The sequence below is a fragment of the Aequorivita sp. IT1282 genome (genome assembly GCF_058068205.1).
In genome coordinates this window covers 516,126-531,240 of sequence record NZ_JBYRHR010000001.1, presented here as the reverse complement: position 1 = coordinate 531,240, position 15,115 = coordinate 516,126, and the positions used below count along the sequence as shown (strand labels likewise).

General features: G+C 37.3%; 14 protein-coding genes and 1 other RNA gene. 9 read left to right on the top strand and 6 right to left on the bottom strand.

What is annotated here, in order from left to right; translation table 11 throughout:
- Positions 1-38: 38 nt before the first annotated feature.
- From AC3RVG_RS02490 to AC3RVG_RS02470, 5 genes are all read right to left on the bottom strand, one after another.
- Entirely contained in the window at positions 39-1,067 is a 1,029-nt protein-coding gene (locus tag AC3RVG_RS02490; protein WP_489689849.1) for a hypothetical protein, read from the bottom strand.
- A gap of 146 nt (positions 1,068-1,213) precedes the next feature.
- Positions 1,214-1,750 (bottom strand): 1-acyl-sn-glycerol-3-phosphate acyltransferase, encoded by a 537-nt coding sequence (locus AC3RVG_RS02485; RefSeq protein ID WP_489689848.1) that lies wholly within the window; start codon positions 1,748-1,750, stop codon positions 1,214-1,216.
- 16 nt (positions 1,751-1,766) lie between these two features.
- Entirely contained in the window at positions 1,767-3,581 is a 1,815-nt protein-coding gene (gene kdsB, locus AC3RVG_RS02480) for a 3-deoxy-manno-octulosonate cytidylyltransferase (RefSeq protein WP_489690126.1), read from the bottom strand.
- Positions 3,582-3,632: 51 nt separating this feature from the next.
- Positions 3,633-4,211: a DUF4126 domain-containing protein gene (locus AC3RVG_RS02475; RefSeq protein ID WP_489689847.1), complete on the bottom strand. Its 579-nt coding sequence runs from the start codon at positions 4,209-4,211 to the stop codon at positions 3,633-3,635.
- A gap of 26 nt (positions 4,212-4,237) precedes the next feature.
- Positions 4,238-5,659, bottom strand: coding sequence for an ATP-dependent DNA helicase (locus AC3RVG_RS02470; protein WP_489690125.1), 1,422 nt, complete (start codon positions 5,657-5,659; stop codon positions 4,238-4,240).
- A gap of 128 nt (positions 5,660-5,787) precedes the next feature.
- On the opposite strand from AC3RVG_RS02470, the gene AC3RVG_RS02465 reads away from it, so the two are divergent.
- From AC3RVG_RS02465 to AC3RVG_RS02450, 4 genes are read left to right on the top strand one after another with little or no spacing between them, the layout of a single operon-like run.
- Positions 5,788-6,450 (top strand): hypothetical protein, encoded by a 663-nt coding sequence (locus AC3RVG_RS02465; RefSeq protein ID WP_489689846.1) that lies wholly within the window; start codon positions 5,788-5,790, stop codon positions 6,448-6,450.
- Complete coding sequence (locus tag AC3RVG_RS02460) at positions 6,431-7,249, top strand: DUF3822 family protein (protein ID WP_489689845.1); 819 nt, start codon at positions 6,431-6,433, stop codon at positions 7,247-7,249. Before AC3RVG_RS02465 ends, AC3RVG_RS02460 begins: the two co-directional genes overlap by 20 nt.
- Positions 7,249-7,791 carry an RsmD family RNA methyltransferase gene (locus AC3RVG_RS02455; RefSeq protein ID WP_489689844.1) on the top strand — a complete coding sequence of 181 codons (543 nt, stop codon included), beginning with the start codon at positions 7,249-7,251 and terminating at the stop codon, positions 7,789-7,791. Before AC3RVG_RS02460 ends, AC3RVG_RS02455 begins: the two co-directional genes overlap by 1 nt.
- 3 nt (positions 7,792-7,794) lie before the next feature.
- Positions 7,795-8,178: a hypothetical protein gene (locus AC3RVG_RS02450; protein WP_489689843.1), complete on the top strand. Its 384-nt coding sequence runs from the start codon at positions 7,795-7,797 to the stop codon at positions 8,176-8,178.
- An 11-nt stretch (positions 8,179-8,189) separates the two neighbouring features.
- Here AC3RVG_RS02450 and rnpB read toward each other — a convergent pair.
- Positions 8,190-8,534: RNase P RNA component class A (gene rnpB, locus AC3RVG_RS02445), an RNA gene on the bottom strand.
- Between the two features lie 147 nt (positions 8,535-8,681).
- On the opposite strand from rnpB, the gene AC3RVG_RS02440 reads away from it, so the two are divergent.
- From AC3RVG_RS02440 to AC3RVG_RS02420, 5 genes are all read left to right on the top strand, one after another.
- Positions 8,682-10,523 carry a DNA polymerase III subunit gamma/tau gene (locus AC3RVG_RS02440; RefSeq protein WP_489689842.1) on the top strand — a complete coding sequence of 614 codons (1,842 nt, stop codon included), beginning with the start codon at positions 8,682-8,684 and terminating at the stop codon, positions 10,521-10,523.
- A 97-nt stretch (positions 10,524-10,620) separates the two neighbouring features.
- A complete protein-coding gene (locus AC3RVG_RS02435) occupies positions 10,621-11,202 on the top strand; it encodes a MiaE family protein (RefSeq protein WP_489689841.1) in 582 nt (193 codons plus the stop codon).
- Between the two features lie 81 nt (positions 11,203-11,283).
- Positions 11,284-13,041 (top strand): SLC13 family permease, encoded by a 1,758-nt coding sequence (locus AC3RVG_RS02430; protein ID WP_489689840.1) that lies wholly within the window; start codon positions 11,284-11,286, stop codon positions 13,039-13,041.
- Between the two features lie 84 nt (positions 13,042-13,125).
- Entirely contained in the window at positions 13,126-14,403 is a 1,278-nt protein-coding gene (locus tag AC3RVG_RS02425; RefSeq protein ID WP_489689839.1) for a chloride channel protein, read from the top strand.
- A 62-nt stretch (positions 14,404-14,465) separates the two neighbouring features.
- On the top strand, positions 14,466-15,077 hold the full coding sequence (locus tag AC3RVG_RS02420; protein ID WP_489689838.1) for a class I SAM-dependent methyltransferase: 612 nt from the start codon (positions 14,466-14,468) through the stop codon (positions 15,075-15,077).
- Positions 15,078-15,115 lie beyond the last annotated feature (38 nt).

Sequence of the window (15,115 nt, the reverse complement as noted above, 5' to 3'; positions counted from 1 at the left end):
ACCTTTTCGGGTGGCTTTTTTTATTGAAACTGTACTTTTTATCTGTCAATATAACATAGTGACGACGCTCCAGGAAATGGAGAGCTTAAATCTGGCGTCAAATTACCGCCTGCTCCAACGTTGTAGAAAAATAAAATTTTACCACCATCATTAGCGCGCTCTGCAATAAACACTGAATTATCTGCACTCTCATATTCTACTGCAACTGGGTTACCAAGACCAGTTAACGAACCAGAAACTCTCACTTGATTACCAGCGAATGCCATTGTACCACCATTTGGTGTCGCATCAAATTTTGAAACGAAGTTGTTAATGAATTGAAAACCACCATCGCTTTCGTTTGATGCATCACCAATATCTGTTAGTATAACAAAACCTCCATCTTCAGTTATTCCGTGGGTACGGGTAATTCCTTCAATAGTAATTTGCTTATTCGGAGTTGCTGTTACATTGGTTGTATAAGTAGTAATGAAGTTTTTCAAAACAGCTACATCACCTGTTTTATCAACGACTGTGTAAAGGTCGTTACCAATAAGCTGTATTCCCCAAACTGCATAATCAACAGTTACTATATTCCGAAGCGTATAACCTGAATTATCGCGAGTAAAGATGAAAAATCTTCCATCTGCAATATCTGGATTACCATCAACATCTTCATTATCTGAAACTATGTAGAAATTATCTTTCACCGCAATATCTCGTGGACTTTCTAGTACTGTATCACTTGAGAGAAAAAGGTTTAAAGGGCTACCAGTAGCAGTCTCGTCAATATTATTATACGAGTTTATAACAGATTGTGATCTTGAATTCACAAAAAGCTCGTCTGTATCCTTGTTGTAAAAAATACCTTCATTGTCTACTGAAGATGTCGTAAATGATCTTAACTGAAGACCATTTGCCGTAAAATCATAAGCAAGTATAGCATTGTTTAAATTGCTAGTGGCATAAACATTTGCAAATACAGTATTTGGCAATGGTTCACCACTTCCTGGATCGTCAGAATCTGAACAGGACATTACCGCTAGTCCAAGAGCTAGCACAGGAATTATTAGTTTTAATTTTTTCATAATTAATTTAGTTTTTTATACATATTTAAGCCTAAGATTTTAAAATTGAAACAATTTTAGCAATGCTTAACTAATTTTTAACATCAGCTATTTGATTATCAACTATTTACAAGAGATAGCGCTAGTGGTTTTTTAACAAAATAGAACTATGAATAGTGCTTATTCTTCCCAACAACTCCTTCGAAGAATGAGCGCAGTTTGGGTGTGTCTTCATCTATGTTGCCCGTAGGATAAAATGGTTTGTCTATAATTATTCTTTTTGTTTGATAATTAAATGCAACACAAATTATTGGCACATTGGCGGCTATGGCCATATAGTAGTATCCCGTTTTCCAAATGGCTACCTTTTTTCTTGTGCCTTCGGGCGAGAGTGCCAGTCGAAATTCGTCGTTTTTTTTAAAAATTTCAGCAATAGCTTCTACTTTATTTTGTCCGGGTGTTCTATCTATTTTAACGCCTCCCGTCCAACGAAAGTACCAACCGATAGGCCAGATAAAAAGTTCTTTTTTGGCAATATAATTAATTTGAATTTTAGTAATTCTCCGGGTAAATAATCCGAGATAGAAATCGTGCCAACTTGTGTGCGGAACCACAATTATAACTGCTTTTTTAACTGAAGGATCAAATGCACCTTCAATTTTCCACCCCATTAATTTTTCGAAAATAAATTTTGTTAAGCCCATAACAGTTTTAGGGTTACTACATCTTTAAGTACATTTCCCTTAATTTTGCTGGGGTAATAATGCTTTCCCAATCGCTTCCGAGGGCATTTTCCCAAAGTGGAACCATTCCCAAAGCAACAGTAATCATTGTTTGCATTTGTTCTTCAGTTAAATTTTTACAGATGCCCTGCGGAATTTCAACCCCATGCTTGGCTACCATTTGCCTGAATAACTTAACATCTTTCGGATAAAATTCTTCTAAATATTCAAAAACAATACAATTACCAATCCCGTGCTTGGTTCCCAATACATAACCCAAACCATAACTCATAGCGTGTGCTACGCCAACTTGCGAGTATGCAATGCTCATTCCGCCGTGCCACGAAGCCATCATTAATTTGGCGCGCGACTCTTCTTCGGTAAGGGTATCGCCAAGAAATATCTCCATACAAAGATCGTATGCTTTTTCGCCATAACTCTGACTGAACGCATTCAAAAATGTTCCATTTAAAGATTCCACACAATGAATAAAACAATCCATCCCCGTGTAAAACCATTGATTTTTTGGAACACCCTTGGTAAGTTCGGGATCGAGTAAAACTTGATCAAAAGGTGTGAAATCACTATTTATGCCCAGTTTGCGAATAGGACCAGTTAAAACCGTAGTTCTGGAAACTTCGGCTCCAGTTCCGGAAATAGTTGGTATCCCTACGTGAAATACTGCTTTTTGTTTCACTAAATCCCAGCCTTGATAATCTGCTGCGCTCCCTTTATTTATTAGCAAAATGGAAACAGCTTTTGCCATATCCATTACGGTTCCGCCACCAATACCTATTATACCCGATGGTATATAAGTGAATTCAGCTTTTATACTTTTTACTAATTCATCTACTTGGCAGGTTTTAGGCTCTTCTTCAGCTGAAATGAAAATTAACTTGTCGTTAAAGCGAAGATTAATTCTATCTAAGAATTCAGTGTTTTCCTTAAAAACGTCATCTACTAAATATATAAATGGCGCTTTTTCCTGCTTTTGAGAAGAAATGATTGTGTTGAGTTGGTCAAAACATCCTTCTCCAAAAACCACTTTAGGCACCATTGGGAAGTTTCTAAATTTATTATTAACTGTTTGCTTCTCTTTATCTTTAAGCATCTTATTTGCACGCGCAAGATCTTCTGGGGTATCTATTTCAACACCCGTAGTGTTTGAAACCGCCATCTTTATATTTTTTCCGTATTCTAAATAACGAATACATTCAATTTTTTCTACAGCTTCCAAAGAACGCATTGGCAAACGGTAAAAATCCATTATGGCTTGTTTACGGAAAGCATAGATTCCTTTGTGCTTGTAATATTGCAGCGCCACATTTTTATCGCGTGGATACGGAATAGGTGAACGTGAAAAATACAATGCATAATTATCTTTGTCCACAATAACCTTTACACAATTGGGATCGCTTATTTCTTTCCAGTCGTGGATTTCGGTCATTAGCGAGGCTAAATCAATTTTATCTGCGTCTGGCTCATTAAATACTGCCAGTACCTCTTCCAGCCCTTCTCGACTTGTAAATGGTTCATCTCCCTGAACGTTAACAACAATGTCTACGTCCATATTTTCAACTGCTTCGGCAATCCGATCGCTACCGCAATCGTGTTCTTTTAGGCTCATTATGGCTTTTCCGCCATGCGCTTCTATTTCCTGAAAAATCACGTCGCTATCTGTTACAACGTAAACTTCATCAAAAAGATTAGTGGCTTTTGCAGCTTCGTAAGTTCTAACTATTACAGGCTTACCTGCTAAATCCTGCATCAATTTTCCGGGAAAACGCGACGCACCGTAACGCGCGGGAATCATTGCTATTATTTTCAAGTCGAAGTTTTTAAAATGAATTCAAAAATAAGAAGATTATATTCTTGGTGTGCTTTTTTTACGAAGCTTTTTATAAAATCTAAATATTATGAAAAAAAGAAACAGTACTAATACAAAAGCGATTATAGGCACAAAGATGGAAGCTACAGCCATTACTATTGAAGTACCAGTTTCTACCGTTGTTAAAATTGGATTTGCAATGCCACCAGTAGTGGTGCTTGAAGCAAGTCTGGCTGCCGAGGTATTTCCTTTTATTGCTGCTGCAGTTCCTCCGCCCGCGATTATTGCTAAAGTCCACGTTGCTACAGGGTCTAAGTCTGTTACCGTTGCTACCATTATTGCGGTTCCTGCCATTGTTGCTAATGGCAATGCAATAGTGTCCAGCAAATTATCAAACCACGGAATATAATATCCGAAGATTTCAACTATTGTGGCCACTCCCATCGTAATTACAGCAGTAATGCTCCCAATCCATTGCCAGCTTTCGTTTAATGGAATTACATCGTAATAACCAGCCAAACTCATAATTAGCAAGGGTAAAAAAATTCGGAAACCAACTGCTGCGGCAAGTCCGACACCGAGAAAAATACTTAGTATAATATTGAAAGTTTCCATATCTTAGTTGGTATTAGACTATAAATTTATTCAACAAAAAATTCATCCTTAAAACCTATTAAATACAGTTTTTCGCGGGCGCGAGTTATTGCTGTGTAAAGCCAACGCAGATATTCTTTATCTACTCCATTGGGTAAATATGGCTGCTCCACAAACACTGTGTTCCACTGCCCTCCTTGCGATTTATGACACGTTATTGCGTAACTAAATTTCACTTGAAGAGCGTTAAAATATTTATTGTTCTTAACAGCTAAAAACTTTTTATACTTAGATTTTTCAGATGCGTAATCCTTCATCACTTCTTGGTACAATTTGTTTGAATCGTCATAAGTAAGTGAGGGAGTTTCTGAAGTTAGCGTGTCTAAAAGCAGCACTGTTTCCAAAGGCTTCATATCTGGATAATCTACCATTCGTATTTTCACTTCCGCAAAACGAAAACCGTAAAGCTCCTTAAAAGCGAAGATTTCCAAAACCTCCACTATATCGCCATTTGCAATAAATCCGGCTTCACTCGTATTATCTACCCAAAAATAATTATTCTTCACTACCATTAAATAATCGCCCGCTGAAAGTTCCGATTCCTGGAAAAGAATACGTTCGCGAATACTCTGATTATAAAGGTTTGCTCTTTTGTTTGAACGCACAATAATTACTGTGTCTTCCTTACCTAGTGCGGAATAGCTATCGTTAATGGCGTCCATAATTTCTTGACCATCTACTGGGCGAATAATATCTGGAAAATCGGTTCCAGAAAATTTAAAGGCTTCATAAAGTTCATTATCTAAACATTCCCTGATTCTCGTGGCATTTTCTAAAATACCGCTATCCTTCTGCTGCCGTACCACTTCATCGAGTTCCAACTTTATAACTTCGCGATTGTATTGATTTTCAAGCAAAGCAGCATCCAAAGCCGGACTAATATCTAAATGTACGGGTGGCAACTGAGCAGAATCTCCAATTAATAGCAGTTTACAATTGTTGCCACTATAAACGTATTGCATCAAATCGTCTAACAATGAACCATTTTCAAACAATTTTGAATCTTGGTTTATATCTGGAATCATCGAGGCTTCATCTACTATAAAAATAGTGTCGCGGTGTTTGTTTTGCTGTAATGAGAAGGAAACAGCGCCTTTTTCGCTCTTCGGAAAATAGATTTTTTTATGAATGGTAAAAGCGTTCTGGTTAGAATAGTTGCTAATTACCTTTGCGGCTCTTCCCGTGGGTGCCAAAAGCACGGAGCGTTTTTTAACTTTAGATAAATTTTTCACCAAAGAACCTACAATTGTGGTTTTTCCGGTTCCTGCGTATCCTTTCAATAAAAACGTTTCATTTTTGCTCGGACTTAGCACGAATTTTGCTAAAAGTTGAAGCGCAATATCCTGCTTTACGGTGGTGTTATGTGGGAAATCATTTTTTAAAAAACTGTAAAATTCTGATACATTCATCATTTGCTCCTGTCAATAAGGGTTTAAAGATAGGTATGATTTTTTCGCAATATACTTTTACGAACAAAAAAAAATTGTAGATTTGCGATAGACCTTTTACTAAAATCAACACTTAAACAATATCTATAATGAAATTAGGAATTCAGATTGTTCTTTGGATTGCCATCGGGTTTTTAGCCTGGCAAGTATGGAGCTCTATTATGGGCCCGGTAGAATTCAACAAAGTTAAAGAAGCGCGCTACGCCAAAGTAATTGAAAGTTTGAAAGATATCCAAGCAGCAGAGCTTGCACACAAAGAAATTACAGGAAAATTCACCGGAGACTGGGACAGTTTGGTTAGATTCCTAGATACTGCTAAATTCGCGAGAACACAAAGACGCGACACTAGTTATGCTGATGTGGCAAAAAACAAGGCTTTTGGTATAGATGAAGGTTACTTCATAGAAAGATCCTTAATTGATACACTTGGCTTTACACTTGTTAAAGATTCACTTTACGGTGGCACAGACAGATACAAAACTATGATGAATGTTCCTGTTAAAGGAGTTGACGCTAAGTTTGAGTTGAAAGTTGGAAAAATTGAGAAAAACGATGCTACCTATTCTGTATTTGAATCGAAAGTTTCAAAAAGAGTTATACTCGCAGATTTAGATAAAGATCTTTTGGCTCAGGAAGTTCAGGTACAATCCGTAGATGGTGTTAACGGACCGGATATAAAAGTAGGCTCTTTGGAAGAGGTTAATACTACCGGAAACTGGCCTAAAATTTACGATGCAGCAAAAAACAATTAACATATCTAATTCTTTACAAAATAGACTGTCCGTTCAAGTTTCTTTGAACGGGCTTTCTTTTTTGATATCAAATCCTGAAAGCGTAGATCCCGTTTTATTTATTGAGAAAAATCTGGAACATAGCACTACGCCAGAGGAATTACTAATGGAGATTGAATCCATTATGTTTAAAAATGATGCGCTAAACGCAACTTTTGCTGAAGTTTCCGTTGTTTACGCTACACCTATTTACAGTTTAGTACCTGCCCCACTCTTTGATGAAACAAAGGCTAGTGAATATTTAAAGTTCAACTCTAAAATATTGGCGAACGATTATATGGCGCAAGATGTTATTGAAAACCAAGACATCGTCGTGGTTTATGTTCCTTTTATGAACATCAATAATTTTTTCTTCGAAAAGTACGGCTCATTTAATTACTACCATTCTATTACTGTTATGCTGAATACAATTCTTGAAAAGGAAAAATATTCGCTACCAAAAATGTTTTTACATTTTCAGAAAAACAATTTCGATTGTATTGTTCTTAAAAATGGCGAACTGCAACTTTGCAACAGCTATAGTTATAAAACTCCCGAAGACTTCATCTATTACACGCTTTACTGCATGGAGCAGCTTAATTTAAATCCAGAGAATCTTCCAGTAATACTTTTTGGCGAAATTGAAAAAAACGACGAAAACTTCAAAATTGCTTATACTTATATTCGCAATCTTGAATTTTTAGATTCAAATATTTACAACAAAAGAAGTTTGGCCGACGATCAACCACACAATCATTTCATTTTAAAAAATGCTCTTTAATGCGAATAATTTCAGGTACATATAAAGGAAGAAGACTAACCGCACCTAAAAACCTGCCCGTTCGACCAACTACCGATTTTGCAAAAGAAGCACTTTTTAATATTCTGCGTGTTCGTTATTTTTTTGATGAAATTACAGTTTTAGATCTATTTTCTGGTACAGGAAATATTAGCTTCGAGTTTGCATCGCGCGGTGTTACTAACATCACCTCTGTTGATGCACATCACGGCTGCGTTCAATATATTAATAAGGTTTCAGAAGAATTTTCATTTCCAATCAACACCATAAAATCTGATGTTTTTAAATATCTTGAAAAAGCTTCAGGTAAATTTGATGTAATCTTCGCAGATCCACCATACGATTTTGATGTTTCAAAATTAGAAAGTATCGTAAATACTATCATTGAAAAACAAATGTTGGAAGAAGAGGAAGGCATGTTAGTAATTGAGCATTCAAAAATGAATAATCTTTCCCATCTTGAAAACTTTAAGGAAGCCCGTAAATACGGGGGAAATGTATTCAGTTTTTTTGGCTACCTTTAAAATATGGCAAACCAAATAATAAAAACAATTGAACTCGATTTCGTTACAATTGAATTTTACGAAGATTTTATAGTTACAACCTTTAAAGAGGGAATTACATTAATTGATCAAAACGTAATGGAAATTCATGAGCTAACTTCGGAGTTCTATAATTCAAAAATGTTTGGTTATATCTCAAACCGCATACACGATTATTCCCGAAACCTATCAACAGAAGCTTATAATGCTAACTTTCCTAATTTAACGGCAATCGCTATTGTATATAAAAGTGATGCTTCTTTGCAAATTGCCAATTTCGAAAAGTTTTTCATCAAATCCCCCTTCAAAACATTTACATCATTAGAAGATGCAAAAATGTGGATGGTCCAACAACTGGCAGAAGCTTAAAGGAATTTAAAAAAAAATGCAGGCCTATAAGCCGGGTTCTGTTACCGAAACAAGTTCGGCACCTTATCATTTATCTAGACGTACAGTTACCCGCACGTTCAATCTGTCTACCCTCCTGCTCGGGCGGGAACCCTTTCCCGATTACTCGGGGCACAGGTTTACGTGACATTTCACCGCATAGAGTTTACCTGGTTTCACTACAGCATTACCTGTACATACTTTCTGCTGCACTTGTCCTAATCCCGAAGCTAGTTCGGGACCGACGGCCGTTAGCCGCTATGCTTCCCTATGGTGTCCGGACTTTCCTCCCAAATCCACACCAAAGCGTGGATTTCGACGATAAGGCGGCCTGCTGCGCAAAAGTACTCCAATGTTAATAAATATGGTAAAATACGAACGCCTATTTTTTTAAAAACCGATGTACATCTTTATATTTGCTTCCACGTCAATATTACATCATTCGGTCACTAACTATTGATCAATTAATACTGACTACTAAAAATATGGAACACTTCATTGTATCTGCCAGAAAGTACCGCCCCGCCGTTTTTAAAGATGTTGTTGGGCAACAGGCCATTACCAATACTTTGGAAAACGCCATAGAAAATAACCACCTCGCACAAGCTTTACTTTTTACAGGACCTCGAGGGGTTGGCAAAACAACTTGCGCACGTATTTTAGCGAAAAAAATAAATCAAGATGGCACCGAAAAAGACGATGAAGATTTTGCTTTCAACATTTTTGAATTAGATGCGGCATCAAATAACTCGGTAGACGATATTCGAAATTTGATTGATCAAGTTCGAATCCCGCCACAAGTTGGAAAATACAAGGTGTACATTATTGATGAGGTGCATATGTTGTCCTCAGCGGCTTTCAACGCATTTCTTAAAACTTTGGAAGAACCACCCAAACACGCCATTTTTATCTTGGCAACCACCGAAAAACACAAAATAATTCCTACTATACTTTCTCGTTGCCAGATTTTCGATTTTAGACGAATTGGTGTTCGTGATATAAAAGATCATTTAGCCGAAGTTGCAAAGGCTGAAAATATTGAAGCCGAAGACGACGCACTACACATTATTGCACAAAAGGCAGATGGTGCGTTGCGCGATGCACTTTCAATTTTTGATAGAGTTGTAAGTTTCGCCGGAAAAAATCTTACCCGCGAAGCAGTTACAGAAAACCTGAATGTACTTGATTACACTTGGTATTTTCAGATTACAGATATGTTGTTAGAAAATAACATTCCACAGGTATTAGTTACTTATAACGACATACTTTCAAAAGGTTTTGATGGGCATCATTTTATAATGGGTCTTGCCTCCCACTTCCGCGATTTAATGGTTTGTAAAAACCAAGAAACAATCAATTTACTGGAAGTTGGCGAGCAGGTAAAAACAATGTATTTTGAACAGTCACAGAAAACCAATGTGCCGTTTTTAATTGAAGGAATAGACATTGCAAATACTTGCGATCTAAAATATAAAAACAGCCAAAACCAACGGCTTCTGGTCGAACTTTGCTTAATGCAGCTTGCTTCTCTGACTTTTCAGGGAGAAAAAAAAAACTCCAATAACGGCGAACGTTTCGTAATACCGCCCTCCTATTTTAAGAGTGAAAATATTGCTTCAGAAAAAATAACTTCTGCAGGCAGTACTGTGCCTAAACCGAGCCAAACTGATACTTCGGCTCCTCCCAGTAACGGTGAAGAAACTGAAAACGATACTTCGAATTCGCTCAGTAACCAGAATGCCAAAGTTATAAATAATGTGAGCGAACCTTCGGAAGAACTTAGCGCTGATAACACACAACCGAAAACAGACAACCGAGAACCCCAAAAAGTAATTGAGCGTCCGCAAATTCTTGCGGAACGAAACGCCAAAAAAGTTTCCGCCCTTTCCATAAAAAGCATTCAGAAAAAGCAAGAGATAAAGCAGGAAATGGCTGATAATCAACCCGACGCTGAAAACCTTCCAGTGAACGAATTTACTGAAGAAGCCATGCTAGCTGCTTGGACGGATTACACCGCCGATGTTGAAAGCGACGGTAAATTCAACCTGCTTTCGCATTTAACGATGGGCGTTCCAAGATTAGATGGTGCAATTATTCACCTTGAATTTCCGAACCAAACTATAAAAACCGAAGTAGAACGTGCTAAGTACGAATTGCTTGGTTATTTGCGCGAAAAACTTCAGAATTACAATATAGATCTGGACATAATCGTAAATGAAACCTCGGAAAAAAAATACGCTTACACTACCCGCGAAAAATTTGATAAAATGAAAGAGATGAATCCCATGATTGAAAAATTGCGGAAGGAATTTGATTTGGATATTTAAATTAAAAATCCAAATTTCAAGTACAAAATTCCAAATAAAAAACAAATTTCAAAAAAGTCAAAAATCGGCAATCGTAAATCCTAAATTCTAAATCAAAATGCTAGGCTTAAAACTTCCCACAGACCCACGCTGGGTAAATATTGTTGAAAAAAACATAGAAGATATTCTTACAGATCACGCTTGGTGTGAGCAAAAAGCCGCTTCTACTGCGGTTTCGCTTATAGTAAGCTTTCCAGAATACACAGATCTTATTCAGGAAATGATAGCTTTGGTAAAAGAGGAAATAAGTCATTTTAAAATGGTGCACGACAGAATCATCGATAACGGCTGGGTTTTAGGCCGCGACCGAAAAGATGAGTATGTTATGCAGATTATTCAATTCTTCCCAAAAGGTGGTAGTAGAACCACACAACTTGTTCATAGATTGCTTTACGCAGCATTAATTGAAGCCCGCAGCTGCGAGCGTTTCAGGTTATTGAGTGAAGAATTGGAAGATAAAGAACTTGCAGAATTTTACCGAAAACTAATGGTAAGCGAAGCAAATCATTATACTATGTTTCTTGGGTTTGCCCGCCAATACGGCGACAGAAAAGAAGTAGATCAAAAATGGAACGACCTTCTTTCCTTTGAAGCTGAAGTGATGAAAGACCTAAGCAAACACCATTCAATACACGGATAATTAGCCGAATAAATATTTTTGGACACCCACATTTCATCTACTACTTTTACATATCTTTAATGGCCTTTCAAAATTTTCAATATGGAAATAGCCATTGTAATCGGATTGCTGGTAGTAGCCATTGTTCTCTTCGCCACCGAAAAATTTTCGGTTGATGTTGTTACCATTGGTTTAATTTTGGTGCTTGCCTTTTCTGGAATTATTTCACCCAAAGAAGCCTTTGAAGGTTTCAGTAGCGATTTCATAATTATTTTAGCTTCCATATTCATTATTTCGGGTGCCTTGGCAGAAACGGGATTGCTGGACAAAGTTGGCTCGCAATTAATAAAAGTGGTGAAAAGTAAAACCTTATTTGTGGGTTACACTATGTTTATAACTGGCTCGTTGTCTGCGTTTATGAACAATACCAGCGTCACCGCTTTAGTTACCGGCCCAGTAATTGGGATGTGCAGAAAACTGAAAATAAGTCCGTCAAAAGTTTTAATTCCAGTTGCCTTCGCCTCTATCCTTGGCGGAACTTGCACGTTAATTGGTACTTCAACCAATATTGCGGTAAGTGGTTATATAGCTCAAGCTGGAATGGAACCACTCAGCTTTTTTGAAATATCAGGAATCGGCCTCATTTTTCTCGCCACTGGAATAATTTTCATATTACTTTTTTATCAAAAATTGTTGCCTGACCACAAGGAAGTAGGTTACAACGAGCGATATGAAATTGCCCAATATTTATCTGAAATCGTTGTTTCGGAAAAATCGAAGTTAGTGGGGCAACCTGTTTTCTTTTCAGATTTGGCAAAACAGGAAGTACGCATTCTGAAAGTTATTCGGAATAAAGAAGATTTTATTCCCCACCGTTTTACGCGAATACATGCTGATGACATTCTAATTGTAGAATGCAGCGTGGAAAATCTTATTAAAATAAAGGAAACCCCCGAATTAGATGTTTTGGCAGATACCATAGGCGATAAAGTAATTGAAAACGAAAAAATAATCCTCGCTGAATTACTAATTACTCCCGGCTCCCGACTTATCAATCGGTCGTTGAAGGAAGCGCGTTTTCGTCAAAATTATGATTTGGTTGTGTTGGCAATTCAACGTTTTGGCGATACTGTATCGCAAAAAATAGGCGGACTTCATTTAAAAATTGGGGATACGCTATTGGTTCAAGGCACGCAAGAAGATATTGACAATAATAGAAGCTCCAACGATTTTTCCATAATTGGCGATTTCCGTGTAAATATGTTCAAGGAAAAGAAAGGCATTTTTGCGGCTGCAATTTTTTTGGTTGCAATACTTGCTGGCACCTTGGAGTGGGCGCCGCTATCTATTACGTTTATGGCTGCAGCTTTACTCACGGTACTTTCGGGCGCCTTAAATATTGATAGGGTATACCAGGTAATAAATTGGAAACTTTTAATACTTATTGGCGGAATGACGGCTTTTGGAACGGCCATGGAAAATTCGGGCGCATCACAATATTTAGCGGAAAACATTCTAAATCTATTGGGCCATCTTGGACCGTTTTATGTAATGGGTGGTTTCGTAATATTAGTAATACTTCTTACCCAACCCATGAGCAATGCCGCGGCGGCTTTGGTGGTGCTACCAGTTGCAATAGATACCGCTGTAATGATGAACTCAGATCCGCGAACCTTCGCCATTGCAATAATGTTGGGAGCATCCGTTTCGCTAATCGCACCTTTTGAACCTTCGTGCATTTTAGTATTTGGCCCTGGAAAATATAAGTTCGCAGATTTCTTAAAAGTCGGTCTGCCCTTAACTTTAATTTTATTTATTTTGCTAATGATTTTCGTTCCTATCTTTTGGCCTTTAAATTAATTTCATTTAGAACAACAATTTCTTTTAGGTTTTCGAAATGGAGCGAAAATTAATCACGGATTTTTGAGCTATAAGTAGTTAATAATGAAATTAAAGCGAAGAAGAAAACTCATTAAGTACACTGATGTTTTAGACAGACCCATTCGGTTTAACCCTTTTGTTTTTAGCCGAATGTTTTTTCTTTGGGCAGCACTTGGCCTAATAGGTGGATTAATTTCTGGAGCCTATTGGATCGTATTAATGTATCTAACCGAATTTTTAGGAGTTTATCAAGGTTGGCTCGTGATTCCGGTAATGGCAATCTGTGGGCTTTTGGCAGGTTTAATTATTTATTTTATTGGCGACCCTGGCGAAATGCAACTTATTGTAAATAATATTCGCTTTAACAAAGGAAAACTCGATCCCAAAAACAATCCTTCCATGATACTTTCCTCGCTGCTTTGTGTGGCTTCGGGCGGAAGTCTCGGGCCTGAATCTCCTTTAGTGCAAGTTACCGGTTCAACCGGAAGTTGGATTGGGAAAATATTCCGCTTAAAAGGCGAAGAATTACGCTCGCTAAGTATTGCAGGGATGGCATCAGGCTTTACAGCGCTATTTGGCGCTCCGCTTGGCGGAAGCCTTTTCTCTTTAGAAATACTTCACCACAAACACGCGGTAGAATACTACCAAGCTATAATTCCAGCCCTTGTAGCCAGCGGATTTAGTTATATTATTTTCGCTATAATCGTTCAGTTAGGATGGGGACCTTTGTGGAATTTACCAGCTTACGAAATGGAAACCTTTTTTGATTTTGGTTGGGCGGTGTTTTTCGCAGTGATTGCAACCGTAGTTGGCTGGGGATTTATATTTTGCACTAAGTTTTTTAAAACCCTCTTCGAAAAACTGAAAACGCCTATTTATATTAAAACTTTAATTGGCGGGGTTTTACTAGGAACCATCGCTTTTTATATTCCACTAACAAGGTATTTCAGCCATTTTGAAATCAACGAATTATTACAGGAAAACGGGACTGTACAATTTTTAATTGGCGTTTTGATTTTTAAAATTATCGCTATCGCCATAACCGTAACTTCGGGGTGGCGCGGCGGATTTATTATTCCGTTGTTTTTCTGCGGCACTGCGCTTGGACTGCTTAGTCACACAATTTTTCCGTCCATTAGTCTATCGTTAACTATTGTAAGTTGTATGGCTGCTATTAACGCTTGCGTAACGCGCACGCCTATGAGTACTACTATTCTTTTGGCTACACTTACGGGTTTTACGTATTTTATTCCCATACTTTTTGCGAGTTTAACCGGCTATTTTTTGGCACCAAAAATTCCATTTATTGGGGCGCAGATGGAAAAAGAAATGGAAAAATAATGCATAAAAATCCAAATGAAATTAGACCAATTATTAATAGCCGAAAATAAAATTAAACCTGTATGAAAATTGATAAAACAACCCATTGGCAAACGGTTTACGAAACCAAAACCCCAAACCAAGTAAGTTGGACCCAAGAAGTTCCACAAACTTCATTGAATTTTATTCATTCGTTTAATTTAAAAAAAACGGCTAAAATTATTGACATTGGTGGCGGCGACAGTACACTTGTGGATTATTTGCTGGACGAAGGTTTTGAAAATATTACTGTGCTCGACATTTCTGCGAAAGCACTTGAAAAGGCACAAAAAAGACTTGGTGATAAAGCAAAAAAAGTAAGCTGGATTGTAAGCGATATTACATTATTTCAACCCAAAATAAACTATGACGTGTGGCACGATAGAGCAGCATTTCATTTTTTAACCACTACAGAACAAATTGAAAACTACAAACACACGGTTAAGAACGCAGTAAATGGATTTTTGGTAATTGGAACGTTTTCAGAAAATGGCCCTTTAAAATGCAGTGGCCTCGATATAACACAATACAGCCCCGAAAACCTGGCAGAAGAATTCAGCGATGTCTTCGATAAAATCAGTTGCCTAACCGAAGATCACAAAACCCCTTTTGATACGTTACAGAATTTTGTGTTTTGCAGTTTTAAAAAGAAATAAGTTTACTCAAATTAGGTTTTCTACTTAAATATTCCTCC

What these genes read in the sequence shown, in the direction of transcription:
- AC3RVG_RS02490 (WP_489689849.1), bottom strand. Translation starts at nt 1,067, where the DNA reads ATGAAAAAATTAAAACTAATAATTCCTGTGCTAGCTCTTGGACTAGCG.
- AC3RVG_RS02485 (WP_489689848.1), bottom strand. Translation starts at nt 1,750, where the DNA reads ATGGGCTTAACAAAATTTATTTTCGAAAAATTAATGGGGTGGAAAATT.
- kdsB (WP_489690126.1), bottom strand. Translation starts at nt 3,581, where the DNA reads ATGATTCCCGCGCGTTACGGTGCGTCGCGTTTTCCCGGAAAATTGATG.
- AC3RVG_RS02475 (WP_489689847.1), bottom strand. Translation starts at nt 4,211, where the DNA reads ATGGAAACTTTCAATATTATACTAAGTATTTTTCTCGGTGTCGGACTT.
- AC3RVG_RS02470 (WP_489690125.1), bottom strand. Translation starts at nt 5,659, where the DNA reads ATGAATGTATCAGAATTTTACAGTTTTTTAAAAAATGATTTCCCACAT.
- AC3RVG_RS02465 (WP_489689846.1), top strand. Translation starts at nt 5,788, where the DNA reads ATGAAATTAGGAATTCAGATTGTTCTTTGGATTGCCATCGGGTTTTTA.
- AC3RVG_RS02460 (WP_489689845.1), top strand. Translation starts at nt 6,431, where the DNA reads ATGCAGCAAAAAACAATTAACATATCTAATTCTTTACAAAATAGACTG.
- AC3RVG_RS02455 (WP_489689844.1), top strand. Translation starts at nt 7,249, where the DNA reads ATGCGAATAATTTCAGGTACATATAAAGGAAGAAGACTAACCGCACCT.
- AC3RVG_RS02450 (WP_489689843.1), top strand. Translation starts at nt 7,795, where the DNA reads ATGGCAAACCAAATAATAAAAACAATTGAACTCGATTTCGTTACAATT.
- AC3RVG_RS02440 (WP_489689842.1), top strand. Translation starts at nt 8,682, where the DNA reads ATGGAACACTTCATTGTATCTGCCAGAAAGTACCGCCCCGCCGTTTTT.
- AC3RVG_RS02435 (WP_489689841.1), top strand. Translation starts at nt 10,621, where the DNA reads ATGCTAGGCTTAAAACTTCCCACAGACCCACGCTGGGTAAATATTGTT.
- AC3RVG_RS02430 (WP_489689840.1), top strand. Translation starts at nt 11,284, where the DNA reads ATGGAAATAGCCATTGTAATCGGATTGCTGGTAGTAGCCATTGTTCTC.
- AC3RVG_RS02425 (WP_489689839.1), top strand. Translation starts at nt 13,126, where the DNA reads ATGAAATTAAAGCGAAGAAGAAAACTCATTAAGTACACTGATGTTTTA.
- AC3RVG_RS02420 (WP_489689838.1), top strand. Translation starts at nt 14,466, where the DNA reads ATGAAAATTGATAAAACAACCCATTGGCAAACGGTTTACGAAACCAAA.